24 protein-coding genes and 1 tRNA gene are annotated in these 24,754 nt (G+C 67.3%); 10 read left to right on the top strand and 15 right to left on the bottom strand.

Annotation, left to right across the window (positions count from 1 at the left end; translation table 11 throughout):
• Positions 1 to 89: 89 nt before the first annotated feature.
• A complete protein-coding gene (locus tag ACIP5Y_RS12140) occupies positions 90 to 2,201 on the top strand; it encodes a prolyl oligopeptidase family protein (protein ID WP_400349816.1) in 2,112 nt (703 codons plus the stop codon).
• Between the two features lie 28 nt (positions 2,202 to 2,229).
• On the opposite strand, the gene ACIP5Y_RS12135 is transcribed toward ACIP5Y_RS12140, so the two are convergent.
• The gene (locus tag ACIP5Y_RS12135; protein ID WP_400349815.1) at positions 2,230 to 2,859 is read right to left on the bottom strand and encodes a TetR/AcrR family transcriptional regulator; all 630 of its coding nucleotides are present in this window, start codon (positions 2,857 to 2,859) and stop codon (positions 2,230 to 2,232) included.
• Between the two features lie 51 nt (positions 2,860 to 2,910).
• Positions 2,911 to 3,504 (bottom strand): TetR/AcrR family transcriptional regulator, encoded by a 594-nt coding sequence (locus ACIP5Y_RS12130; RefSeq protein ID WP_400349814.1) that lies wholly within the window; start codon positions 3,502 to 3,504, stop codon positions 2,911 to 2,913.
• A 76-nt stretch (positions 3,505 to 3,580) separates the two neighbouring features.
• On the opposite strand from ACIP5Y_RS12130, the gene ACIP5Y_RS12125 reads away from it, so the two are divergent.
• Positions 3,581 to 4,924: a YhgE/Pip domain-containing protein gene (locus ACIP5Y_RS12125; RefSeq protein WP_400349813.1), complete on the top strand. Its 1,344-nt coding sequence runs from the start codon at positions 3,581 to 3,583 to the stop codon at positions 4,922 to 4,924.
• Between the two features lie 113 nt (positions 4,925 to 5,037).
• Positions 5,038 to 5,724 carry a GAF and ANTAR domain-containing protein gene (locus ACIP5Y_RS12120; protein WP_400349812.1) on the top strand — a complete coding sequence of 229 codons (687 nt, stop codon included), beginning with the start codon at positions 5,038 to 5,040 and terminating at the stop codon, positions 5,722 to 5,724.
• Positions 5,725 to 5,774: 50 nt separating this feature from the next.
• On the opposite strand, the gene ACIP5Y_RS12115 is transcribed toward ACIP5Y_RS12120, so the two are convergent.
• The 7 genes from ACIP5Y_RS12115 to ACIP5Y_RS12085 all read right to left on the bottom strand — a co-directional run bounded on the left by ACIP5Y_RS12115 (position 5,775) and on the right by ACIP5Y_RS12085 (position 12,260).
• Entirely contained in the window at positions 5,775 to 7,325 is a 1,551-nt protein-coding gene (locus tag ACIP5Y_RS12115) for an MFS transporter (RefSeq protein WP_400349811.1), read from the bottom strand.
• 88 nt (positions 7,326 to 7,413) lie between these two features.
• Positions 7,414 to 7,809 (bottom strand): large conductance mechanosensitive channel protein MscL, encoded by a 396-nt coding sequence (mscL, locus tag ACIP5Y_RS12110; RefSeq protein ID WP_400349810.1) that lies wholly within the window; start codon positions 7,807 to 7,809, stop codon positions 7,414 to 7,416.
• Between the two features lie 99 nt (positions 7,810 to 7,908).
• The gene (locus ACIP5Y_RS12105) at positions 7,909 to 9,468 is read right to left on the bottom strand and encodes a BCCT family transporter (protein WP_400349809.1); all 1,560 of its coding nucleotides are present in this window, start codon (positions 9,466 to 9,468) and stop codon (positions 7,909 to 7,911) included.
• Between the two features lie 98 nt (positions 9,469 to 9,566).
• Complete coding sequence (locus ACIP5Y_RS12100; RefSeq protein WP_400349808.1) at positions 9,567 to 9,929, bottom strand: hypothetical protein; 363 nt, start codon at positions 9,927 to 9,929, stop codon at positions 9,567 to 9,569.
• A gap of 15 nt (positions 9,930 to 9,944) precedes the next feature.
• Positions 9,945 to 10,157 (bottom strand): hypothetical protein, encoded by a 213-nt coding sequence (locus ACIP5Y_RS12095; protein ID WP_400349807.1) that lies wholly within the window; start codon positions 10,155 to 10,157, stop codon positions 9,945 to 9,947.
• Between the two features lie 96 nt (positions 10,158 to 10,253).
• Positions 10,254 to 11,552, bottom strand: coding sequence for a D-arabinono-1,4-lactone oxidase (locus ACIP5Y_RS12090; RefSeq protein ID WP_400349806.1), 1,299 nt, complete (start codon positions 11,550 to 11,552; stop codon positions 10,254 to 10,256).
• 33 nt (positions 11,553 to 11,585) lie between these two features.
• Positions 11,586 to 12,260 (bottom strand): TetR/AcrR family transcriptional regulator, encoded by a 675-nt coding sequence (locus ACIP5Y_RS12085; RefSeq protein WP_400349805.1) that lies wholly within the window; start codon positions 12,258 to 12,260, stop codon positions 11,586 to 11,588.
• Positions 12,261 to 12,377: 117 nt separating this feature from the next.
• Here ACIP5Y_RS12085 and ACIP5Y_RS12080 point away from each other — a divergent pair, with 117 nt between their 5' ends.
• Positions 12,378 to 13,883, top strand: coding sequence for an MFS transporter (locus tag ACIP5Y_RS12080; RefSeq protein ID WP_400349804.1), 1,506 nt, complete (start codon positions 12,378 to 12,380; stop codon positions 13,881 to 13,883).
• A 126-nt stretch (positions 13,884 to 14,009) separates the two neighbouring features.
• Here the strand turns inward: ACIP5Y_RS12080 and ACIP5Y_RS12075 are convergent, their stop codons facing one another.
• Entirely contained in the window at positions 14,010 to 15,203 is a 1,194-nt protein-coding gene (locus tag ACIP5Y_RS12075; protein WP_400351242.1) for a lipase family protein, read from the bottom strand.
• A gap of 320 nt (positions 15,204 to 15,523) precedes the next feature.
• Here ACIP5Y_RS12075 and ACIP5Y_RS12070 point away from each other — a divergent pair, with 320 nt between their 5' ends.
• From ACIP5Y_RS12070 to ACIP5Y_RS12055, 4 genes are all read left to right on the top strand, one after another.
• A complete protein-coding gene (locus ACIP5Y_RS12070; RefSeq protein ID WP_400349803.1) occupies positions 15,524 to 15,868 on the top strand; it encodes a DUF190 domain-containing protein in 345 nt (114 codons plus the stop codon).
• A gap of 119 nt (positions 15,869 to 15,987) precedes the next feature.
• Complete coding sequence (locus ACIP5Y_RS12065; RefSeq protein ID WP_400349802.1) at positions 15,988 to 16,128, top strand: hypothetical protein; 141 nt, start codon at positions 15,988 to 15,990, stop codon at positions 16,126 to 16,128.
• A 47-nt stretch (positions 16,129 to 16,175) separates the two neighbouring features.
• Positions 16,176 to 17,819, top strand: a complete 1,644-nt coding sequence (pgm, locus tag ACIP5Y_RS12060) for a phosphoglucomutase (alpha-D-glucose-1,6-bisphosphate-dependent) (RefSeq protein WP_400349801.1) — start codon at positions 16,176 to 16,178, stop codon at positions 17,817 to 17,819.
• A 51-nt stretch (positions 17,820 to 17,870) separates the two neighbouring features.
• Positions 17,871 to 18,617 (top strand): DsbA family protein, encoded by a 747-nt coding sequence (locus tag ACIP5Y_RS12055; protein ID WP_400349800.1) that lies wholly within the window; start codon positions 17,871 to 17,873, stop codon positions 18,615 to 18,617.
• Between the two features lie 121 nt (positions 18,618 to 18,738).
• Here the strand turns inward: ACIP5Y_RS12055 and ACIP5Y_RS12050 are convergent, their stop codons facing one another.
• Positions 18,739 to 20,277 carry a DUF222 domain-containing protein gene (locus ACIP5Y_RS12050; RefSeq protein ID WP_400349799.1) on the bottom strand — a complete coding sequence of 513 codons (1,539 nt, stop codon included), beginning with the start codon at positions 20,275 to 20,277 and terminating at the stop codon, positions 18,739 to 18,741.
• A 128-nt stretch (positions 20,278 to 20,405) separates the two neighbouring features.
• On the opposite strand from ACIP5Y_RS12050, the gene ACIP5Y_RS12045 reads away from it, so the two are divergent.
• Positions 20,406 to 20,478: transfer RNA gene (locus ACIP5Y_RS12045), tRNA-Ala, on the top strand.
• A 99-nt stretch (positions 20,479 to 20,577) separates the two neighbouring features.
• Here the strand turns inward: ACIP5Y_RS12045 and ACIP5Y_RS12040 are convergent.
• Entirely contained in the window at positions 20,578 to 21,159 is a 582-nt protein-coding gene (locus ACIP5Y_RS12040) for a carboxymuconolactone decarboxylase family protein (protein WP_400349798.1), read from the bottom strand.
• Between the two features lie 40 nt (positions 21,160 to 21,199).
• On the opposite strand from ACIP5Y_RS12040, the gene ACIP5Y_RS12035 reads away from it, so the two are divergent.
• Positions 21,200 to 21,550: a winged helix-turn-helix transcriptional regulator gene (locus ACIP5Y_RS12035; RefSeq protein ID WP_400349797.1), complete on the top strand. Its 351-nt coding sequence runs from the start codon at positions 21,200 to 21,202 to the stop codon at positions 21,548 to 21,550.
• Between the two features lie 3 nt (positions 21,551 to 21,553).
• Here the strand turns inward: ACIP5Y_RS12035 and ACIP5Y_RS12030 are convergent, their stop codons facing one another.
• The 3 genes from ACIP5Y_RS12030 to ACIP5Y_RS12020 form a co-directional block, all read right to left on the bottom strand.
• Positions 21,554 to 22,471, bottom strand: a complete 918-nt coding sequence (locus ACIP5Y_RS12030) for an SAM-dependent methyltransferase (RefSeq protein WP_400349796.1) — start codon at positions 22,469 to 22,471, stop codon at positions 21,554 to 21,556.
• Between the two features lie 120 nt (positions 22,472 to 22,591).
• Positions 22,592 to 23,134 carry a YceI family protein gene (locus ACIP5Y_RS12025; protein WP_400349795.1) on the bottom strand — a complete coding sequence of 181 codons (543 nt, stop codon included), beginning with the start codon at positions 23,132 to 23,134 and terminating at the stop codon, positions 22,592 to 22,594.
• A 96-nt stretch (positions 23,135 to 23,230) separates the two neighbouring features.
• Entirely contained in the window at positions 23,231 to 24,709 is a 1,479-nt protein-coding gene (locus tag ACIP5Y_RS12020) for a flavin-containing monooxygenase (RefSeq protein WP_400349794.1), read from the bottom strand.
• Between the last annotated feature and the right edge of the window lie 45 nt (positions 24,710 to 24,754).

The raw sequence follows: 24,754 nt of genomic DNA, 5'->3' as shown, positions 1-24,754 counted from the left end.
CATATTCCGGCGGATTTCGTCGGTGCCCGGCGGTAATGTGCTGGAGAGGTCTTGATCAACACGGGGAAATGATCACGAGCGGGGGAATCATGGGTCGGAGCAGGATCGGCTTGCGGATGGCCGCGCTGACGCTGGCGGCGGGGGTGATCGCGGCCTGCGGCGGGTCGAGCGGCGGGGGTGATCCGTATCTGTGGCTCGAGACGGTCGACAGTCCACGGGTGCAGACCTGGGTGTCGGCGGAGAACACCAAGACACTGAACGTGCTGCAGCAGGATCCGCGCTACGCGGACAATCTGGCCCAGGCGACGGCGCTGGGGAATGCGCCGGATCGGCTGGCCGTGCCGACCTCTATCGACGGCGTGATCGGCAACTTCTGGCAGGATGCCGACCATCCGCGCGGTATCTGGCGGGAGACCACGGTCGCGGATTACGAAGCACCGCAACCACAGTGGCGGACCGTGCTGGATCTGGACGCGGTCGCGAAGGCCGAGGGCCGGAACTGGGTGTGGGAGGGCATGAACTGCGATCCCGTCACGTACCGGCACTGCCTGGTATCGCTGTCCGACGGCGGTGAGGATGCCGTCACCGTGCGCGAATTCGACCGCACCACGGGGAAGTTCGTGGACGGCGGGTTCACGCTGGACCGCGGCAAACAGGAAGTGTCCTGGGTGGACGCCGATACGCTGCTGGTCTCGCGGGAATGGCAGCCGGGGGAGAAGACCGCGTCGGGCTACCCGTATGTGGTGAAGCGCTGGCATCGCGGGCAACCGCTGGATCAGGCGCAGGAAGTGCTGCGCGGCCGGCAGTCCGACGGGCTCGCCACTGCGGCCTTCCTGCTCGATGACGGCACCGGCCGGCGGCTGAATGTGCTGGCGCGCAAGCCGTCCTTCTTCGATACCGAGTACAGCCTGCTGACCGGCGCGCAGCCGGTCCCGCTGGCCTTGCCCGCGAAGTCCGAAGTGGACGGGATGGTCGGCGGCAAGGTGCTGGTGTCGCTGCAGCAGGACTGGTCCGCCGGCGGCACGACTTTCCCAGTGGGAGCGCTGGTTTCGCTGAATGCCGACGAACTGACCGCCGATCCCGCGCATCCGAAGCCCACCCTGGTCTACGCCCCCGGGCCGCAGGAGACCCTGCAGCAGGTGCTGGTCACTCGTGACCGGGTGGTGGTGACCTCGCTGTACGACGTCCGCGGCCGCGCGGCGGTCTACACCGTGAAGCCCGACGGGAGCTGGTCGAGCACACCGGTCCCGCTGCCCGACAATGCGACCGTGGCCGCGGTGGACGCCGATTCCCACGGGGATACGGCCTACCTCTCGGTCAACTCCCCGGTCACGCCCTCGACCCTCTGGCGCCTGAACGCGGTGACCGGTGCGCTCGCCGTGGTGAAATCCGCACCGGCACGCTTCGATTCGTCGCGCTTCGTGGTCGAGCAGGCGAAGGCCACCTCGCCGGACGGTACCAAGGTGCCGTACTTCGTCATCCATGCCGCGGATATGAAGTACGACGGCAGTAATCCAACGATCGTCAATGGCTACGGTGGCTTCGGCATCTCGCTCACACCCGGCTACGACGGGCTGCGCGGTAAGGATTGGCTGGAACACGGCGGCGTGTACGTCATCGCGAATATCCGCGGTGGCGGCGAGTACGGCCCGGCCTGGCACGACGCGGCACTGAAGACCGAGCGGCAGCGGGCGTTCGACGACTTCACCGCCGTGGCGAAGGATCTGATCGACCGCAATATCACCACGCCACGGCATCTGGGCATTGCCGGCGGGTCCAATGGCGGTCTGCTCATGGGCGTGCAGTTCACCCAGCATCCGGAACTGTTCAATGCCGTGGACATTCAGATACCGCTGCTGGACATGGAACGGTACGAGCAGATCGAGGCGGGCGCGTCCTGGGTGGGCGAGTACGGGTCGATGTCGAATCCCGGCGAGCGGGCCTTCCTCGAATCCATCTCGCCCTACGCGCAATTGAAGAAGGGCGGGAAGTATCCGGAGCCGTTCATCTGGACCACCACCAAGGACGATCGCGTCGGCCCGCAGCATGCCCGCAAGTTCGCCGCCCGACTAGCGGAGTACGGCGATCCCTACTACTTCTACGAGCAGACGGAGGGCGGCCACGGCTCGGGTGCGAACAATGACGAGAAGGCGCACACCAGCGCCCTCGAGTACACCTACTTCATGCGACAGTTGATGTAGGCGGCGACGGCTGGATCGATTCGGCGAATCAGTCCCGCACGATCAGCGAAACGGCCATGGGGACGAGCACATCCACCAGGTCCGCCACCGGCGGCCGGGGATCGGAGAGCAGCCACTCGTGCGCCAGCCCGTTGATCGCGCCGATCAGCGCGCTGCCGGCGAGGCCCGGGGTGCCGCGGGTGTGGGCGCCCGGACCGGCCAGCGGTTCGATGGCCGAGGAGATGGTGTCGGCCCAGGCGTGGCGGCGGGCCCGGCGATGCCGTTCCATCCGTTCGCTGACGCCGACCACCTCGACGAAGGCCACCTTGGCCCGATGCGGATCGGAACCGAGCGAGCCCAGGTAGGCGGTCAGCGCATGGGTGACCGTCGTGGTCGGATCGGGATCGGGGCCCAGCTCGGCCAGCGCCGCGGCGAGGGTGAGCGCGGCCTGGTCCTGGATCTGGTCGTAGGCGGCGACCAGGACGTCCTCGCGGGTCTCGAACTCCTCGTAGAACTGACGCTTGGACAGTCCCGCGGCGGCGCATACGTCGGCGAGCGAACAATCGGCGTAGCCGCGTTCGCCGAAGATCCGGATGGCGGCGTCCAGGAAGCGCTGCCGTCGTTCGGCTTTCCGTTCGGCGACGGCCCGTCCGCCGTACTGCCTGCCCTCGATCGTCACTGTCGGCCCTCGAACATCACGCACCCAAAGGTAGCGGCACCCGCCTGCGGATCAGCGCCGGGGACGTAAACCGTCGAGCAGATGGCGGACGGTCTCCTCGAAGAGTACGTCCGCTTCCTCGGGCGGGACGAAGCCCGAGCCGACGAAGGTGGCCAGGCCCTGCAACGCCGCCATGGCCGACAGGCAGATGGTGCGCGGGTCGCCGTCCACCACTTCGCCGCGCTCCTGACCGTCGGCGATCATGTCGAACGGGGTGGCCAGGGTGCGGGCGGCGGCCGCCTCGATATCCGGGGTCTGCCGGTGCTTGCGCGCGAACATGAGGGCCAGCAGCGCCGGATTGTCGATGGCGAAGCGCAGGTAGGTGCGGGCCATGGCGTGCAGCCGCTCCAGGAAAGTGCCGCTGGCGGCGGCCTTTTCGAAGGCGCCGCCGAGCCGGTCGAAACCCGCGACGGCCAGCGCGTCGAGCAGCGCCTGCTTATCGCGGAAGTGGCGGCTCGGGGCGGCGTGGCTGACGCCGGTGTCGCGGGCCAGCTGCCGCAGGGATAAGCCGTCGACTCCGGAGCGGCGCAGGGTGGCCTCGGCGCGGCGCAGTAGTTCGGCCCGCAGGTCGCCGTGGTGATAGGAGCGCGGTCTGGCAATCGACATGGTCATTGCAGGATATAGGACACACTCGGCGATGTTTGCGTTGACTACTTTGTTGTCGCTGCCTACATTAGGCGATATGGCGAAAGACGTTGCGGTGCAGAAACACGCTGCGATGCCGGAGCACACACCGCGCGTACCCCTGCGCGGCTGGATCGGCCCGATGCTGATCATCACGCTGCTCGCGGCGCTGCTGGGCACCATGTACCTCGGTTACACCTCCGACCCGGAGAAGAACCTGCACGACTTCCCGATCGCCCTGGTCAACCAGGACGTCGGCGATGTCGTGAACGGCAAGACGGTGAACATCGGCGATCAGATCACCGCGGCGCTGACCCAGAAGATCCCGTCCGACAAGGTCGATCTGAGCGTGGTCGGCATCAACGAGGCGCACACCCGGCTGCAGGAAGGCCGCGCCTACGGCGCCATTGTCATTCCGGGCGATTTCACCAAGCGGCTGAACATCCTCGCCGCATCCGCGGTGGTGCCCGGTGATGTGGAGCAGCCGATCATCACCGTCGAAACCAATCCGCGTGCGGGCACCTATGCCTCGCAGATCATGTCGCGCATCACCGATCAGGCGCTGGGTCAGGTCAATGCGACCGTCGGCGCGCAGCTCACCGATCAGGTGCAGGCGCAACTGAAACCGCCGCCCGGCGCGGCGCCCACCGAACTCGTCGGCGCGGCGCGGCTGCAACTGGCCACGCCCATCGATGTGGTGACCACCCCCTACCGTCCGCTGGGCAGCGGTACGGGGCAGGGCCTTTCGGCCTTCTTCTACACCGTGATCCTGCTGCTCGCGGGCTTCAGCAGCTCGCTGCTCATCCACGCCATGATCGACAACGTCCTCGGTTACGTGCCCGCCGAATACGGCCCGTGGTATCGCCACCTGCCGCCGGTGGCCATCAGCCGGTGGCGCACGCTGCTGGTGAAATGGGGCATCGCCGCGCTCACCGCGCCGCTGGTCTCGGGCGTATTCCTCGGCATCGCACTGCTGTTGGATATGCCCATCGACCTGAAACTGCCCTTGTTCCTCTACGGCGCGCTCGCCGTCGCGGCCGTATCCATCACGGGCCTGTCGATCCTCGCGGCCTTCGGCACGGTCGGCCTGATCGTGAATATGGTCTTGTTCGTGGTGCTGGGCCTGCCGTCGTCCTCGGGCACCGTGCCCATCGAGGCGACACCGCGTTTCATCGCGCGACTGGCCGACTTCGAGCCCATGCACCAGATCTATCTGGCCGTGCGTGCCCTGCTGTTCTTCGACGGGCATCTGGAATCGGGCCTCGGACACGGCCTCTGGATGACCCTGTTCGGTCTGGCCGTCGGCCTGCTGCTGGGCTTCGTCGTCACCCACGCCTACGATCTGCGCGGTCTCTACCGGCTGGGCGTGCCGCATCGGACCGAAACGGCGGTGGTGGAGTAGCTCACTCGCCCAGTGACTTTCGGCCCTTTTCGTTGCCGTGCTGTGACGGCAGGATGGGGCCGGGGCATCGAATACCTCATCACAGGGCGATGAGTGTGGGGCGGTTCAGCGCAATGGGTACGTCACAGTTCGATCAGTTGACCGGGCAGTTCCTGCTCGAGGTGCGTGAGGCGGGCGGCGGTCTGCCCGCGGTGTGTGCGGCATGTGTGCGAGTGCTACCGGTGCGGCGGTGCGCCATCGTCCTCGAGGACGGTGAGGCGGGCCTCCAGCCCTGGTGTGCCAGTGACGATTTCGCCGATCTGGTGGAAAGCGCACAGGCGACGGCGGGGGAGGGCCCCGCGCTGTCGGCGGTGGCGTTCGGGGTGCCGGTATCGGTCATCGATCTCAGCGTGGACTGCGAGCGCTGGCCGGGCTTCGCCGAGGCCCTGTCCGGCGCCGGGGTCTCCGGTTCCATGCTGGCGGTGCCCTTGCGGCTGGGCGGAATCCGGCTCGGCTCGGTGGACCTGTACCGCGATACGGTGGGCCGCAACGGTCCGCGATTCATCGCGACCGCGCTGCACGTCGCCGACCTGGTGACCGCCAGCCTGGTGCTGGCCGCCGGGGACGTGGCCCAGCAGTGGGCGCAGCCCCCGTCCGCGCGGCGCATCCATCAGGCGGCCGGCATGACCAGCGCCCGGCTCGGCATCGAGCTCGGCGACGCCTATGCCTGCCTGCGCGGATACGCCTTCGCGCACGGCCTTTCGCTCATGCAGGTAGCGCAGCGCGTGGTCGACCGCGAGGTCCTCATCGAAGTCGAATGAGCAGGCCCGGGATGGCACGAACGGGAGTCGTGAGCAGCGTACGACGGGAGTCAGTGCGCGGCTGTGGCCTTGAAGCCGCGCGGCACCAGCACCACCGTCAGCACCGCGACCGTGCCCACCAGTCCGGCCGAGATCCACGAGGTGGTGGTCAGCGCGGAATCGTAGGCGTGCTGGGCGATCCGGAGCACCTCGTCGCCGGTGGGGCCGCCGATGTGGTGCGCGACGTAGGCGGCGCCGCCGACGGATCCCCGCGCATCCTCGAGGTCGGCGCCCTGTAACGGGAGCCCGGTCATGTGGCCGGTGAACAGCCGGCCGTGAATACTGCCCAGCAGTGCGACGCCCAAGCCGATGCCGAGTTCGTAGTTGGTCTCCTCGACCGCGCCCGCCTGCCCGGCCCGTTCTGCCGGCACCGCCGATACCAGCACCGCGGCCGCGGTGGTGATCGCGAGCCCGTCGCCGAGGCCGAGGCAGGCCAGGATCATCGCGACCAGTGGGTAGGTGGTGTCCGGGACCGCGGCCAGCACTACGAAACCCACTGTCAGCGCGCCCAATCCGAAGCCCATGAGCACGCGCACGCCCACCCGCTCCATGAGCCACGGCGTGGCCAGCGCGCCGAGCAGGGTGGCGATGGCGGCGGGCAGCGTGCGCACGCCCGCCTCCGACGGCGAATAGCCGTGAATGTATTGCAGCCACAGTGAGATCAGGAACAGGGCGGCGCCGATGGCGAGCATGGCCAGCAGGGTCGCCAGCGCCGCCGCGGTGAAGGCGCGATTGCGGAACAGCCGCACATCCAGCAGCGGGTCCGCCGACCGCGACTGGCGATAGGCGAAGAGCCCCAGCAGGACTGCCGAGGCTACCAGGATCACCCAGTCGAGCACCGCCGGATTGCCCTTGGCCACATGCTTGATGCCCCAGGCCAGCGCCACGACGCCCAGTACGGACAGCACCGCGCTGAACCAGTCCAGCCGGCCGTGCTGCGGCGCCCGGTACTCCGGCAGCAGCCACAGCCCGGCGATCACCGTCACCACGACCACCGGCACATTCAGCCAGAAGGCCGCCGACCAGCCGAACGCCTCCACCAGCTGACCGCCGACCAGCGGGCCGATCGCCGCGCCCGCACCGGCCACCGCCGCCCAGATACCGATGGCCGTGGTGCGCTCGCGGTCGTCGGTGAAGATATTGCGGATGAGCGAGAGGGTGGACGGCATCACCATGGCGCCGCCCACACCCAGCAGGGCCCGGCCCGCGATCAACTGCGCCGGAGTGTGCGCGGTGGCCGCGACCACCGAGGCCAGGCCGAAGAGTACGAAGCCCGCGATGAACAATCGCTTGCGGCCGAACCGGTCACCGATGGCCCCGCAGGTGATGAGCAGCCCGCCCAGTACCAGCCCGTAGAGGTCCACGATCCAGAGTTGTTCCATGGGGCTGGGTTCCATGTGATCGATGAGCGAGGGCAGCGCGACATTAAGGATCGTCGCGTCCATCGCCACCAGGAGCAGGCTCGCGCACAACACCGCGAGCATGGCCCACCGGCTGGCGGGCGCGGGTGCGTGCAGCTCGGGCCGATCGTCGGACTGTTGCCGGTGCGGGATGCGGCCCACGGTTTCCCGCCTCCTCGACTGGTCGTTCCAGATGCACAGTGCTCATCAGATGGACAGCAACACTCTGGTTAAGAACGATAGCGCGGGGTTACTTGTCCGCGGTCTGCTTGGCCAGCAGGTCGCGAATCTCGGTGAGCAGCTCCAGCTCGGTGGGGTCGGCCTTGACCGCGGTGGGCTTGAGCAGCCGGGACTTGAGGTGGTTCATCGGCAGAATGAGCACGAAGTAGAGGACCGCCGCGACGCAGACGAAGTTGATGCCCGCACTGATGATCGGCCCGAGCGCGATGAAGGTGGACGGCTTGTCGGCGATGATCTGAAAACCCAGACCGTACTGCTTGTTTCCCCCGAGTAGCGCGAGCAGCGGTTCGATCATGCCCTTGGTCACCGAGGTGACGATCGCGGTGAAGGCGGTGCCCATGACCACCGCGACCGCGAGATCGATGACATTGCCCCTCATCAGGAAGTCTTTGAAGCCCTTGAGCATGACGCTGCTGAATCCAATCCCTACGATTTCGATAGCTACTGCGTCGAGAGTCTAGGGTGTCCAGATCGTGACACGCTAGCGACCTTTCAGTTACCGAACTCACCCGCCGCTGTCGGCACGAAAGGTGCGCACCAGCGCAACACACATGGCCAGCATGACCACACTGAACGGTAAGGCGATCAGAATCGCCACCGTCTGCAGGGTGGTCAGCGCCGACGCACCGGTCCCGCTGGCGACCAGCAGCGCCACCGCCACCGCGCCCTGCGCGCAGGTCCAGAAGCAGCGACTCCAGGTGGGCGGCTCCGGATTACCGCCGGAGGACAGCATGTTCACCACCAGCGCACCGGAATCGGCGGAGGTAACGAAGAACAGCACGATCACCAGAATCGCCAGCCCTGCCGTGATACCACCGCCCGGCAGCGTATGCAGCAGCGCGAACAGCGCACTGTCGCGATCGGGTCCGTCCGGCCCCACAAGTCCACCGCCGCCGAACATTTCGCGATGCAGGCCCGCGCCGCCGAAGACCGCGAACCACACGAAGGTGAGCAGCGTCGGCACCAGCAGCACCCCGGCCACGAACTCGCGCACCGTGCGGCCGCGGGAGATGCGCGCGATGAACACACCCACGAAGGGCGCCCACGAAATCCACCAGCCCCAATAGAAAACGGTCCACTGCTGCGTCCACGCGGTACCGTCCGGCCCCTCGCTGGCGCCCGTGTAGAGGCTGATCTTGGGCAGCGACTGCAGATACGCGCCGAGATTCTGCACCAGATCATTCACGATGAACAGGGTCGGCCCGGCCACCAGTACATAGAGCAGCAGCACCCCGGCCACCCCCATATTCACCTGCGACAGCAGCTTGATCCCTTTGTCCACCCCGGTGACCACCGACACCGTGGCCAGCGCCGTGACCGCCACGATCAGCACCACTTGCAGGCCCTTGCCCGGTTCGTGCAGCCACCCTTGGAAATTCAGGCCCGCCGAGATCTGCAGCACGCCCAGCCCCAGCGAGGTGGCCACGCCGAACACGGTCCCGATCACCGCGACGATGTCGATCACATCGCCGCGCCAGCCCTTGATGCGTTCGCCCACCAGCGATTCCAGCGACCAGCGAATCGACACCGGCCGCCCCTTGCGGTGGATCGAGTAGGCGATGGCCAGCCCCACCACCACATAGATGGCCCACGGATGGATGCCCCAGTGCAGGAAGGTCTGCACCATGGCGGCATCCGCACGCTGCGCGGTGGTCGACCCGACGCCCGGCCGCGGATCCTCGAAATGGAACAGCGGCTCGGCCACACCCCAGAACACCAGGCCGATGCCCATACCCGCCGCGAACAGCATGGAAAGCCAAGCGCCGATCGAATATTGAGCCGACTCCCCATCGTCGCCGAGGGTGAGATTGCCGAACCGCCCCATCCCGAGCCAGATGGCGAACACCACGAACAGACTCACGATGACGATGTAGTACCAGCCGAAACTGCCGATCACATTGTCCTGCAACATCTTCGCCTGCCGAGCGGCGGTCTCGCGAAAGATGATGGCGTACACCGTGAACGCCGTCACCACGATGGCCGACGGCCAGAACACCCGCGGCGCCACCGCCACTCGCGGATGAACCGGGGCCGGATCGGACGAGGTGGTGCCGGGCGTACTCACGGGTGATATCCCCCTGCGAAGTCGGAAACTACCGGAAACACGGAAAGACCCCGATTCCGAGCGTGACCGAAGGGAGCTCGGAATCGGGGTTGGGTCTGCTACTTCCCGACCTTGTCCTTCATGGCGTTGACGATCTCGTTGACCGCGGCCATGACGTCCTGTGCGGCGTGTTCGAGGTTCGCGCGCACCTGTTCGAGGGTGCCCTGCACGTCCTCGGTATTGAACTTGTCGGCGAACGCCTTCGCCATATCGGCGAGGTCGGCGGCCGCGGTCTGGGCGCGGTCGGCGAGTTCGGCGGCGGCGCCACTGGCCCGTTCGGCCAGTTGGCCGGCGGCGGCTCCGGCCCGGTCCCGTAGGTCGCCGGCGGTGACCCCGAGGTCGGTGGTCAGGTCGTCGGCGGTGGTCCGGAGGTCGTCGGCCAGTCGTTCGGCGTTCGCGCCGAAGTCGTCATTCGTCGGCATAGTTCGCGGGCCCCTCTACTTCGAGCCGCCGAACTTCTCTTTGACCTTGTCCATCAGGCCGCCGACCTTTTCCTTCACATCGTCACCGGCGTGTTCGAGGCGGTCCTTCATCTGGTCTGCCCCGGACTGCATGTCGTTCATGGCATCGCGGGCGTCGCCGCGGGCCTTGTCCGCCATGTCTTTGGCCTTGTCACCGGCTTCGTTCATCTTGTCGCTGAAAGAAGTCATCGGAACCTCCTACGTTGGGTCACGCCGGAAGGGCGTGCGTCCAGGACAGTTCGAGCAGCGATCTTTCAGCAACCGATCATAGTCCGGTTGTCCAGCTCAAGCGACCGGTCCGAGAACCCGTTCGATGTAGGCGTTCGTGAATCGGCCCTTCGGATCGAAGCGGCGGCGGACCTCGGCGAACTTCTCCCAGTCCGGGTAGCGATCCCGCAGTGTCGCGGCGGTCTGGAAGTGCCGCTTACCCCAGTGCGGCCGGCCGTCGTATCGATCGAAGACCCGTTCGCAGGCGCGGAAGTACGGTTCGTAGTTCATGCCCTGGTACTGGTGCACCGCGATGTAGCAGGTCTCGCGACCGCCGGCGGGGGAGAGGAAGGCGTCGTCGGGGGCGACCCAGCGTACCTCGATGGGCATCGCCGTGTCGAAATGCTTTGCCACATCCTTGATTTCGCGGATGGCGTCCACCGAATGCGCGCGCGGGATCGCGTACTCCATCTCGGTGAAGCGGAACAGGCGGGGGCTGGCGAAGACCCGGTAGGACCGTTCCACCTGCCGCCGGTAGCTGCCGGCGTAGGCCGCGGCGCGCTGCACCGCCGGGATCAGGCTGGGCCGCCGCCGGGTGAGCCGGCACAGCGCGTCGAAGGTGTAGTTGGTCATGACGATGTCGGAGAGCCAGTCGACGGCCTTGCCGCGCGGCTGTTCCGGCAGGTTCACGGTGTTGTTGCGCTTGGTCATGGCCAGCGGACTGTGGGCGAACATGTAGAACTCGAAGTGCTCGTTGCCGTCCACGTAGGACTCGAGATCGGCGAGTATCTCGTCGACCGGGACCGGTCGCTCGACGCCCTCGAGTACGAACGACGGCACCAGCTGCAGGGTGACCGCGGTGACCACGCCGAGCGCGCCCACGTTCACCCGCGCGGCGCGCCAGCCGTCCGGATCGGTCTGTTCGTTGAGTTCGACGGTGCTGCCGTCGGCCAGCATGAGTTGCACCGACTGCAGTGCGGCCGAGAGGTTCTGGAGTTTCGCGCCGGTGCCGTGCGTGCCGGTCGCGGTCGCGCCCGCGACGGACTGCACATCGATGTCACCGAGATTGGGGAAGGCCAGGCCCAGCGGATGCAATGCATTGCTGGCGGCATTGAGGGTGATGCCGGCCTCGGCGCGGACCAAGCCGCTCTCCCGGTCCACGGACAGGATCCGGTCGAGCTTGTTCAACCGCATGAGCGTGCCGTCGGTGAGCACGGTGTCGGTGAAGGAGTGGCCGGATCCGGCCACTCGTACGGTGTGCCCTGCGGCCTCGGCCTGGGCGAGTAGCGCCGCGACGTCCTCGGGCGAGCTCGGTTCGGCGATGGACGCGGGAGCACAGCTCTGATCCCCGGCCCAGTTCACCCAAGAGTTGGTCATGCGACCAACTGTAAACCGGAGGTGTGATACGCGCTACCGTTTCCGCGCCGCGTATGCCGCTTCTTTGGCGAGTTCCACCTCGTCATCGGTCATCGGAGCGGGCGAGAGCGGCATGCGCGCCACGTCGTCGCCACGGATGGCGTTCAGCAGCAGCGTCGAATAACGCCGCCACACATCGGGATTGACGGTCCGGGCGAAACCGGCGACGCCGTCGACCATGTTCACCAAGGCGAAGAAGTCACCCGCCTCGACATCGGGCTGCAACACGCCGGCTTGATGGGCCCGAGTGATGACGGCCTGCATGCCGGGCCGGATCCGCTCCTTCATGCAGGCGAAGCGGTCCATGGTGTCATGCAGCTCGAGGATCACCTCACCGAAGCCGCGATTGACGGCCATGTGGCGGCAGGAGTACTCGAACAGCCCCACCAGACCCTCCCAGGGGTCCGAGTGGTGCAGTGCGGTGTCGACGGCCTGGGCGAGCTCGGTGACCATCTGGTCGAAGACCTCGGAAATGAGCTCCTGTTTGTTGGCGAAACGCCGGTAGACGGTACCCACGCCGACGCCCGCCTTTTCGGCGACGTCGTCGAGGGTGACCTCCAGGCCGCGATCGGCGAACAGCTCGCGGGCGGCCGCGATGATGCGCTGTTGATTGCGGGCGGCGTCCGCGCGCAGACGCCGAGGTGGTGGCGCGGTGGTGACGGGATTCACACGCTGATCCTAACAGTCATCGGGATTATCCGGAGACTATCTCTCCGTTTAGATGGTAGCTTCATTCAGTAAACGGAGAGAGGATCTCCGGTAATCCTAGGGGACGAGGAAAACATCATGACAACAGCTCTCGAGAAAGAAGTCGCAGCCCCGGCGAGCACCGGGCGCCGCGGATCCCATGCCATGCGCTGGTGGGTGCTCGCCGTCCTCGGCGTAGCGCAGTTGATGGTCGTGCTGGACGCGACCGTGGTGAACATCGCCCTGCCGCATGCGCAGGCCGACCTCGGCTTCTCCAACGGCGACCGCCAGTGGGTCGTCACCGGTTACGCACTCGCCTTCGGCAGCCTGCTGCTGCTCGGTGGCCGGCTCTCCGATCTCTTCGGCCGCCGGACCACGTTCATCGTCGGCCTGATCGGCTTCGCGGTCGCCTCGGCCATCGGCGGCGCCGCCGCCAACTTCGACATGCTGGTCGCCTCCCGTGTCGCGCAGGGTGTGTTCGCGGCGCTGCTCGCGCCCGCCGCACTGTCGCTGCTGACCGTGACCTTCACCGAACCCTCCGAGCGCGCCAAGGCCTTCGGCATCTTCGGCGCCATCGCGGGCGCCGGCGGCGCGCTGGGCCTGCTGCTCGGCGGCGCGCTCACCGAATGGGCGTCGTGGCGCTGGGTCATGTACGTGAACCTGGTCTTCGCGGCCATCGCACTGGTCGGCGCGGTTCTGCTGCTGGCCAAGCACACCGCCACCCAGCGGCCCAAGCTCGACCTGCCGGGCACGCTCGCGGTCTCGGCTTCGCTGTTCGCCATCGTGTACGGCTTCTCGCACGCCGAGTCCGACGGGTGGAGCAACGGCGTCACGCTGGCCTTCCTGATCGGCGGCGCGGTGCTGTTGGCCGTGTTCGTGCTGATCGAGCAGCGCGTGGCACACCCGCTGCTGCCGCTGCGCGTGGTGCTGGACCGGACCCGCGGCGCGTCGTACCTGGTCGTGTTCACCACCGGTATCGGCATGTTCGCCATGTTCCTGTTCCTCACCTACTACATGCAGCAGCAGATGGGCTTCTCGCCGATCCGCACCGGTCTGGCCTTCCTGCCCATGGTGGCCGGCATGGTCGCCTCGTCGACCACCGTCCCGGCGCTGGTCGTGCCGCGAGTCGGCCCGAAGGCGACCGCGGTGTTCGGATTCGTGCTCGCCGCAGTGGGAATGGTGCTGCTGACCCGCATCGGCGTGGACACCGGCTACGCGAGCCACATCCTGCCGAGCCTGATCCTGATGGGTCTGGGTCTGGGCTTCGCCCTCTCGACCGCCTTCACGGGCGCGACCTCGGGCGTGCATCACACCGATGCGGGCGTGGCCTCGGCCATGGTCAACACCAGCCAGCAGGTCGGTGGCTCCATCGGTACCGCGCTGCTGAGCACGCTGGCCGCCACGGCCGCGAGCAACTATGTGACGGACCACCTCTCGGGCGGCGCACCCTCGCCGCTGGTGCTGGCGGAGGCCGCGGTGAAGAGCTACACCACCACCTTCTGGTGGGCGGCCATCATCTTCGCCGTCGGCGCGGTCGTTGTCGGGTTCATCATGCCCAACAATGTTCCGGTCCCGGCGGAGGGCGAACCCGTTCTGGCGCACTGAGATACCAGGTCGTACAGCATCGGAAACGGTGACTGTGCACTGAGATTCAATGTCGAATCTCCCCATAGGAGAGCAGCCCCGCTCACGAAAGTGAGCGGGGCTGCTTCCTTTTCGGCTTACCGCCGTTCAGCGGCAGTTGGAGGGCGGGGCCAAGCCCGCGAAACGATCGGCCAGGTAGCCGAAGGCGTTGGCGGCGCCGGGGAAGATCGCGGTGCCGTGGTCCGCGCCGGGAATGATGTCGAACTGCACCGGGGTGCCGGCGGCGCAGTAGCGGCCGGCGGTGTACATGGCGAGGTCCAGCGGGACCTGATCGTTGCCGCCGTGCCATTCGTAGAGGGGTACGTGGATCAACTCCGGCGCGACCTCGAGGGCGTTGGCGTGCATGGCGCCGATCAGCGTCGGGTCGTTCTCGATGCTGGAGTGGAAGACCTCGCTGATGTGATGGTTGGCGCCGACCGAAATGATGTCGTCCACACAGGAATTCGCGATGCGGTCGCGCATGGCGAAGCCGGCGGGGGTGAGAGCCTCGTCAAGGGGCATTTCGGCGGGGTATTCGCGTTCCATGCCGACCGCCACCGCGAAGCCGAGGCCGAACAGCGGCTGCGGGGTGTCGGCGGCTTGCAGGGCCATCTTGCCCGGGTTCACCGGGACGCCGCCCTCGGCCACGCCGACGATGGGTAGCTCGGGTGCGTAGTCCGGGGCGAGGGCGGCGGCGAAGCCGGTGGACATGGCGCCGCCGGAATATCCGGCCAGGCCGACCGGTCCGTCCGCGAGTCCGGCGGGGGCGAAACGCTTCACCGCGCGAATGCCGTCCAGCGTGATCTGCCCGCCCATGCGGGCCGCGCCATAGGCGCTGTCCGGTCCGAGGTGGTCCGGAATCGACAGTGCCCAGCCGCGAGCCAGCAGCAGGTTGAGCGCGGGCGTCTCCTGCAGGCCGCCGTTGAGCAGGGTGTGCGACGGAGCGCATTGCAGGCCCAGGGAATTCACGAACGGCTGGTACGAGACCAGCGGACGCGCGCCGGGGCCGGGGGAGACCAGGGTGGTGACGGCGGCGATCGGGCCGCCGTGGGAATCGGTGGAGCGGTACAGCAGCTGCCAGACCGTCGCGCCGGCGAACGGGTGCGCGGGGATGAGGCGGGAATTGAGTACGTCGCCCGGTGCGGCGGCGTCGAGATTCCCTGCGGCGTAGTAGAACCCGTCCGGGTCGGGGATGGGGTAGATCGCTCCGGCGTGCGCTGCGGGTGCGGCGGCCATGACGGCCATCAGCACCGTGGCGATTCCGGCGCCCTGGAACAGCGTCCTTCTGATCGACTGCCGCACAGCCAACTCGAGCTCCTCGATGCCGATGGGACAACTCTGGGCAAGCTGCCCTATCCTCGCAGTTCCAGGTAGTGAAATGCGCATAGCAACACGCCGGGTAGCAATGTTTTGGCAAACTTGCGAAAAGGGGTTGCTATCTGGGTACTCCGGCACAATGTCCACAGAGGCGGCGGAAGTTCGTACACTGCTCGAATCGGGCCGGATGCATTCCGGTCCCGGCAATCTCGGGGGACGCTGGTGACAAGGTCCGGACGCGGTCGTACCCGAATCGGCGCGGCGCGACGGACACCGGGAACGGCACGACGATTGGGGGCAGGCGGATGAGTGGGTCGGTTTCGCGCTGGGTGACGGCATCGCGGCTGACGGTGCTGCTCGGCGAGGATGACCTGTGGCGGCACAAGCCTCGCTATCACGAGATCGTGCGCCGCGCCCGCGATGCCGGACTGGCCGGCGCCAGTGTGTGGCGCGGGATCGAGGGTTACGGCGTCTCCTCACACATCCATACGTCGCGGCTGCTCGATCTGGCCGAGCGGCTGCCGGTGCTGATCATGATCATCGAGGACACCGCGCGCCTGCGCGACTTCGTGGAATCCAATGCGGACCTGCTGGATTCGGTGACGGTGGCGATCTCACCCGTCGAGGTGTTCGATGGAGTACGACGGTGACCGCCGCGCTCGACGCCCCCGGCCCGCGGCCCGGGGCGTACCCCCGGCAACCGGCGGATCGCGCGGTGGCGGGTCGATTCGATAGGGTCTTCCCTCTGGGCACAACCGTGGTGGACGCAATGGGTCGATCGGCCGAGGAGGGCGCTTACAGCTATGCGGTGGCGAACGTCGTGATCGGCGTTGCGGAGAACTCGGCCTCGACCGCTCGACGGGTCGTGGCGGTTCGCCGTACCCACCAGGGGCAGCGGGTGCGGCGGTGATGCTGATGACCAGCCGGGCCCAGGCGATACGGAAGGGAGGCGCGAGCATGGCCCACGATCGAGCCGGGCGACCGGCACGGGCCACCGACCTCGAAGACATCGCGCACCTGGTGACGGCGTACTACGCCCGGATTCCCGATCCCGCCGAGCCGGAGCAGCTGGTGTCGTTCGGCACCTCCGGGCATCGCGGCTCGAGCCTCGACTGCGCCTTCAACGAGGCGCACATCCTCGCCATCACGCAGGCGATCGTGGAATACCGTGCCACGCGCGGCATCACCGGACCGCTCTACCTGGCCCGCGATACGCACGCATTGTCCGAACCCGCGTGGACCACCGCGCTGGAGGTGCTGGCGGCCAACGATGTCACCGCCGTCATCGACGCACGTGACAGGTACACGCCCACACCGGCTTTGAGTCATGCCGTGCTGCGCCACAATCGCGGCGGCACCCGGCATCAGGCCGACGGCATCGTGGTGACGCCGTCGCACAATCCGCCGCGCGACGGCGGCTTCAAATACAATCCGCCGCACGGCGGCCCGGCCGACACCATCGCCACCGACGCGATCGCGGCGCGCGCCAACGAATTGCTGCGCACCGGCCTGGCCGAGGTCAAGCGCACCAGCCTCGCGCATGCGCTGGCCGCCAAGGTGGAGCGCTACGACTATCTGGATCGCTATATCGGGGACCTACCCAATGTGCTGAACCTGGACGCCATTCGGGGCGCCGGGATTCGGCTGGGTGCGGACCCCATGGGCGGGGCCTCCGTCGACTACTGGGAGGAGATCGGGCAGCGGTACGACCTCGAGCTCGAGGTGGTGAATCCGTTCGTCGATCCGACCTGGCGGTTCATGACGCTCGACGCGGACGGGCGGATCCGGATGGATCCTTCCTCGCGGTATGCCATGGCCTCGCTGGTGGCCATTCGCGATGATTACGACATCTCCACCGGCAACGATGCGGACGCCGACCGGCACGGCATCGTGACTCCCGATGCGGGACTGATGAATCCGAACCACTATCTGGCGGTGGCGATCGAATACCTGATCGCCAATCGGATGGGCTGGGACGCGCTCACCAAGATCGGCAAGACCGTGGTGACCTCCTCGATGATCGATCGCGTGGTCGGGGTGCTGGGCCGCGATGTGTACGAGGTGCCGGTCGGATTCAAATGGTTCGTGCCCGGATTGTTCAGCGGCAGTCTGGCTTTCGGCGGTGAGGAATCGGCCGGGGCCTCGTTCCTGCGCATGGACGGCACCGTGTGGACCACCGATAAGGACGGCATCCTGCTCGCCCTGCTGGCCGCCGAGATCACCGCGGTCACCGGGCAGAGCCCGTCCACCCGGTACACGGAACTGGAAAAGCGGTACGGCAGCCCGGCTTACGCGCGGGTGGACGCCACCGCGACGGCGGAACAGAAGGCGCGGCTGGCGGCGCTGACGCCGGATCTGATCACCGCCACCGAGATCGCCGGCGAGCCCATCACCGGAATCCAGACCCGCGCGCGGGGTAATGGCGCGGCGCTCGGCGGGGTCAAGGTGACCACCGAGAACGCCTGGTTCGCCGCCCGGCCCTCCGGTACCGAGGACAAGTACAAGATCTACGCGGAATCCTTCGAAGGGCCCGAACATCTCGCGCAGGTGCAGGCGGCCGCGGAGGAGATGGTCGGCCGGGCGCTCACCGAGCGCGGGTGAATTCCGGACCCGCTCCGACGCGGGAGGGTGGTTTCGGGCAGAGTGTTGCGCGTGACCACACCCACGTCGTCGAAGCACACCCCGCAGCCCGTCTCCAGTAAGACCACTTACCTACTCGGCGGTGTCGCCGTGATCGTGGTGGCAGTGATCGTGATCGCGTTGTACTCGTGGAATCGTGGCGGCGGTTCGGAGACCGTGCGCAACGACGGTTACGGGTCCGCGCACGATTCGTCGGTGAGTGTGGCCATGGATGCCGACGGCGGCATCGTGCTCGGCAAGCCGGGGGTCGCCAAAGTCGTTGACATCTTCGAGGATCCGCTGTGCCCGGCCTGTGGGCATCTGGAGAAGATCTTCGGCCAGGAGATCGCCCAGCAGATCGATCAGGGCAAGTTCGCCGTGCGGTACCGCCTGGTGAACTTCCTCGATGATCGGTCGAAGAGCAAGGATTACTCCAGCCGCGCCATCGCCGCCAACGAATGTGTGGCCCAGAACGGCGACGGCCCGATCTACGCCAAGTTCCACACCTTGCTCTTCACCACCAAGCAGCCCGAGGAGGGCGGCGCCGACCTGGACAACAAGGCGCTGGCCGCCGTGGCCAAGGACGCGGGCGCGGGTGACGACGTGGCCAAGTGCATTACCAGCGGTGATCGCGGTGAGACCGCCCGCAATCACGCCGACGGCGCCATGAAGGCCCTGACGGCCGCCTCGGGCGACCGCGTCGGTACGCCCTCGGTCTTCATCGACGGCAAGAAGATCGATACCACCAACCAGAACTGGGTGGCCGACGCGGCCAAGTAGCCGGGCGTCGAGTATCGATTGAACGTTTGGACGGGGTGCGGCCCATCGGGGGTGCCGGGGCGAGCCGCACCCCTCGCAGGGAGCCGCACCCGAGGGCGCGGCTCCGTGGTTCGGGTGGGGTTCAGCGGGTTCCGGCGCGGGCCTTGGTGTCCGGGATGGCCTTGGTGTCCGGGATGTCGTTGTCCGGGGTGGTGCGGGACAACTGCGGGTGGATGAGGGTGTGGTTCTCCACCGGGTAGGCGAGGTCGCTCGGGAACGGCCGGCCCACCGGATCGGCCGGGTCGCGGGTCAGCCTGGGCCGGTGCTGACGGGGCCGGGCGGGCGCGTCTATATCGGTGTGCGGGAACAGATATCGGGCGCCTTCGCGGACGGTTTCGTGGGCTTCACCGGTCGGGTCGATCCAGCGCAGGTGATCGGTATCGGCCAGATAGACGCGCCAGGGTTGTTTGCCATTGTCGGCGAGCGTCTTCAGGCGATGGTGGTGGGTGCACAGTACGGCCCGGGTGGACATGCCGCGTGGCGTCGAGAGCCGGACGGGTAGCGGATCGAATTGGGCGACAACGGTTTCGGCGGCGGGCATCCCGCAGCCGGGAAACCGGCAGAATCCGTCGACGGCGCGCACCTCGCGTGGCGGAGCGGCCGAGAAAGGCCGTACGGCAGCATTTTTCGGTGGTTCTGCATCCTTCGTCGTCACCTCCGCGGGGGTGGTTGTCTCCGGGAGTTCGGCGACGGGTGCGGATGGTTCGCCGGACTCGGGGAAGTACTCCGGAATGACCTGGAAGCGGGCGTGTTCGGCAATGGAGCGGGCCAGCGCGGCGTCGATGGGGCCGTAGCCGGACAGGAAGGCCGGATCGTCGCGAAGGCCGAGCAGGGTTTCGGCCGAGACGCCGACCTGGATGAGCGGGCGGCGTGGTGCGCCGGGTGTGGCGGCCTTGGGGCAGTCGGTTCCGTGGGTGCAGCCGCAATGCAGCCGACCGGAGCCGTCGGCGAGCGCGACCAGCGCGTCCGCGCGGCGCTGTGCCATCGAACGCGGGTCATCGTCGCAGACTTGTAGGCTCATCTCCCGCAACCGCATTGCGAGGGTCTGCGCGCCGGCGGCGGGTAGCAGCCCGTCGAATACGGCCATACCGTCCTGAACAGCCCGAATGCGGACATCGCGATCGTCCTCGCGCTCTTCGCGCCGCCGCTGCTCGCCCTCGGGGTCGAGCCGGGTGACCCAGCGTTGCGCGGTCTGCCGCAGCCGCGCCGGATCGGACCGGGTAGCCGCATCGATCAGCTTGGGCTCCAGCGCTTCTCGCGTTTCGGCCGGTAGTCCGCGCATACTGTCGGCGATGACCTGCACGCGCGACAGATCGATGCGCCCGGCCGCGAACGCCAGCCGGGTCTGCGGCAGCGAGTCCAGCGCCAGCCCTATATCTATGAGAGCCGCCGCCACCCCCTCCGACACATGCGCCGCGACCGCGATCTCCGCCGTCGCGAACTCTCCGGCCCGCACCCCGCCCGGCCCGGGTTCCGCATTCCGCGCCCGATGCCGTCGATACACCTCCCGAATAGCTGTGATTTCCGCCGCCTGTGCGAACGCCGCCGCCCCATGTGCCCGCCGCAGCGCGTCGATCAGCTCCTCGTCGCCCATCGCCTCCACCTCTCGGCTATCGAACATGTGTTCGAGACTACGCCCAGAAGATCGCCCGCGCCAGCCTTTATCCAGGCGATTTGGTTCGTCCCACCACTGTCGTGTAACTTCGTTCAGGCAAGCGGGGCACGCCCCGGTTGCAAAAAAGTGAACACGGGGCTATGGCGCAGCTGGTAGCGCACCACACTGGCAGTGTGGGGGTCAGGGGTTCGAGTCCCCTTAGCTCCACCGTGAAGGTCATTCAACAGACCGATTCAATGGGCCGGTATCGCAGAATCTGCGATACCGGCCCATTGTCGTTCGGTGGCAACGGTTTCGGTGTCGCGGCTACTCGGCGGGCGACCCTGCGTAATCGGTGAATCGCGGCCTGCCCTGTTCCAGTGGCAGCGTGAGTGCGTTCACCAAATATGAAGTGGCGTGGTAGAAACCGGCGAGCATCAGCAGTTCGAGGATTGCTTCCTCGGGGAACCGGGTCCGCAGTCGCGCCCAGAGGTTGTCGTCCACTGTGGCGGTTTCGTGGAGTGCATCGCAGAGGTCGATCAGGATGCGATCGTCCTCGTTCCAGCACTCGTCGTCGGAGTTGCCGTGGGCCAGGGATCCGATCTGGGCGGTCGTCAGCTCTGCGGCGGCCGCGAAAGCGGTGACGTGAACGCCCCATTCGTATTCGGCGCCGCACAGCGCGGTCGTGCGGTCGATGACGATCTCGCGCTGACGCAGGGTGAGGTGGCCGCGGTCGAGAAGTCCGTTTCCGAAGAACTTGAGGAATAGTCGCCGGTCACGGGCCAGTGTGGTGAAGAGAATCAGTGGCGGTTCTCCGCGCATGACGCGGTCGATGGCCGTCTGGATGTCGGAGTCGAGTGGCTCGGCCGCCGGAGCGATCCGAGCGCTATAAGAATTAGAGCGGTCCATGTTCCGGAGCGTAAACAGGGACCGCTATAGAATCAATAGCGTGGAAGACCTGGAAATCGGCCGGCCCGCTCGGGGCAGCACCACGGGACGCCCGATCATGGTGCTGCTCGACGCACTCGGCCGCCGCGGTGCACTCCGCGTGATCTGGGAACTCCGCGATGGACGCGCCCTGACCTTCCGTGCGCTCGTCGAGGCCTGCGAGTCCAACCCCGGCGCCCTCAACACCCGCTTGAAGGAACTGCGAACGCTGCAATTGGTCGATCACGGTCCCGGCGGATATCACCTGACAGCGCACGGACGATCACTGGCGACCGCGCTCGCCCCGCTGACGCACTGGGCCGACGGCTGGGCCGAGGCTGTCGCGCAAGGTGTTTCCGACTGCTGCCCGTAGGCGTCAGGCGGTTTCGGGACGTTTCACTGTGACCAGGTTGATGTTGGCGGGGTGGAAGCCGGCGGCGGGGTCGCGCGGGGGTACCGGGCGGCCCAACGTGCGGAGGTAGTCGGCGAGGTCGGTGCGGGTGGCGGTCCAGCCTCGGTCGGGGAACCATTGGGCGGCATCGGATCTGGGGGCGTTGTAGATGAGGCGGGCCCAGTTGCCGGCGCCTTCGGGGTCGTCTTCGGTGGGGGCGGTGAGGGTTTCGTAGGTTTCGGCGGGGAGGGGGGTCATTTGCTCGATGGCGGCCTGGCTGCCGGGGGCGCTGGCCTTTTCGATGGTTTCGAAGAGTTGGTCCTGGGCCTCGGGGGAGAGGTAGATGAGGAGGCCCTCGACGAGCCAGGCGGTGGGGGCTTCGGGGTTGAAGCCGTTTTGCTGCAGGGCGCTGAGCCAGTCCTCGCGGAGGTCCACGGCTACCTCGTGGCGGTCCGCTGTCGGGGAATAGCCTGCGGCGGTGAGGGTTTCGCGTTTGAAGTCGAGGACCTGGGGGCGGTCGAGTTCGTAGACGGTGACGCCGTCGGGCCAGGGGAGGCGGTAGGCGCGGGAGTCGAGGCCGGCGGCGAGGATGACCACCTGGCGGATTCCCTCGTCCGCGGCGGCTTTCAGGTAGTCGTCGAAGTAGCGGGTGCGGGCGGATTGGTGTTGCTGGAAGCCGAGGCCGAAGTCCGCGGACCGCAGGGGGTGGTCGCGGGTGAGTTCCGGATCGCCGTCGAGGAGTTGCGCGAGTTCGCCGCCGGCCGCTCGTACGAAGACCTCGGCGAGCGGGTCGACGGACAGGGGTTCGGGGCCGCGGCCGGCCAGTGCGCGTGCGGCTGCCACGAAGAGTGCCGTGGATCCGACGCTGGTGTTGATATCCCAGTTGTCTTTGTCGCTTCGCATAACGGCCACAGTAGGACGGCCTTCTACCAGCGACAATGACCATGCGATTCTGCGCAGGTTTCCTCCACGACCGGCCGATCGCCGATCGATTCAGGCTCGAGTTACGTGTCTGCGGGCGGCTCAGCCCTGCAATCCGACCTCGACTTCGAGGTCGAGGGTGATCTTGTCGCCGATCACCGTGCCGCCGTCGGGGAGCGGCATGTCGATGGTGATGTCGAAGTCGCGGCGGCTGATGACGGTCTTGGCCTCGAAGCCGGCGACCGGGCCCGCGCCCATGCCGGGGTTGACGCCGAGGAATTCCACGGTGAGGCTGACCGGTTTGGTGACGCCGCGAATGGTGAAGTCGCCGTCGACCACGAAGTCGTCGCCGACGACCCGGAAGCCGGTGGATTTGAAGGTCGCGGTCGGGAACTGCTCGGCGTGGAAGAAGTCGGCGGTGCGCAGGTGGGCGTCGCGTTGGTCGTTGTCGGTGGTGACCGAGTCGACGCGGATCTCGGCTTCGGCGTGCGCGCTGCCGTCCTCGTTGACGATGAGCGTGCCGGAGAAGTCGGTGAAGCGGCCGCGTACTTTGCTCACCATCAGGTGGCGGGCGACGAAGCCGAGGGTGGAGTGGGCCGGATCGATGATCCACTTGCCCGGGGTCAGAGCATTGTTCGTGGACATGGAGTCTCCTGCGGTTCGGGCGGACGGGAGGGTCCGCACCAGAACAGCGTATTTGGTTGACGTGTCCATCTAGTGGGGATTGAGGATGAATGTCCGTTACCCGTCGCGTTGCCAGTCCTCGACGCGGAGGTTCCGCCGATCGCGGCGCAGGGTCCAGGTGCCACCGGGATAGGTGAGCGTATTGGTGCCGGTGGGGTCGATGAAATAGCTGGTGCAGCCGCCGGTGGACCAGATCCGGGTGCTGAGGAGCTCGCGGGCGCGGGTCACCCATGCGCGTTCGGCGGACTCGGTCGGGGTGTAGCGGCGGATCGCATTGTCCCGCATATGCGTGATGGTGCGGGCGATCAGGCGCGCGGTGGGCTCGATGGCCAGGAACTGGGAGGTATGCGGCAGCGCCGTATTGGGCCCGGTGACGGCGAACAGATTGGGGAGGCCCGCGAAGGCGATGCCGCGGTACGCGGTGAAACCGTCGCGGCCGAACTTCTCCCGGGTGGAGGTGGTCGACGTGCGGAAATCGGGGAAGCGCGCAATGGAGTCCTGCACGTGGAATCCGGTGGCCCACACGATCGCATCGACCTCGTGGTGCGCACCATCCGCGGTGCGCAGCCCGGTCGCGGTGATCTCGATGATCTTCTCGGTGATCAGGTCGACATTCGGCCGGGCGTAGGCGGCGTAGTACTCGTCCGACACCATGGGCCGTTTGCAGCCGAAGCTGTAGTCGGGCGTCAGCTTCCGGCGCACCTCCGGATCGGGCACCTGACGAGCCAAGGCGGCCAGGCAGATTCGCGCATAGAGCCGGACCAGGCTCGGGTGGAATTCGGCGAAGTGCAGCGCCTCCAGGAAGGTGAAGACGAAGCCGCGCGCCGCCAGCCGCAGCGGCGGAATGCGGCGCAGCAGCGTGCGCACGGCCGGCGGAATCGGCCGATCACCGCGCGGCAGCACCCAGGCGGCGGTGCGCTGGAACGAAACGACCCGGCCCGCCGTGCGCGCCAGCGCGGGCACGATCTGGACGGCGCTGGCGCCCGCGCCCACCACGGCTATGCGCTTGCCCTCGGGCTCGAAGGCCGGATCCCAAGCGCTGGAGTGCATTTGCGGCCCGGCGAAGCCGGCGCGACCGGGGATATCGGGGATGGCCGCGGTGTGCAGTGAGAAGTACCCCATGACGACCGCGCGCGCCCGGACCAGCCGGCCGTCGGTCAGCCGGATCACCCATTCCGCGGCCTCGTCGTCGAAGTCGGCCTCGGCCACTTCGCTTTTCAGTCGCACATGCTGCCGCAGGTCGAATCGGTCGACCACGGATTCGGTGTAGGCGCGCAGTTCGGGTTGCGTCGCGTAGAGCCGCGTCCAGTCCGGATTCGGCGCGAACGAGTACGAATACAGCACCGACGGCACGTCGACCGCGCAGCCGGGATACACATTGTCGCGCCAGGTGCCGCCGATGGCGTCGGCGCGTTCCAGCATGACGAAGTTGTCCAGGCCGAGCCGGCGCAGGTTGATCGCCACGCCCAGGCCGCTGAATCCGGTTCCGATAATGGCGACGTCATAGCGTTCGGGGCCGGTGGAAGAAGCAGTCATGGGGATACCTCGGTCTGTGGACGGAAAGTGGTGAAAGTCGGGGAA

It is taken from the genome of Nocardia sp. NPDC088792 (genome assembly GCF_044750615.1).
Taxonomy (GTDB): Bacteria; Actinomycetota; Actinomycetes; order Mycobacteriales; family Mycobacteriaceae; genus Nocardia.
Note: the sequence above shows the minus strand (reverse complement) of the source record. Positions and strands in the feature narration are given on the sequence as shown.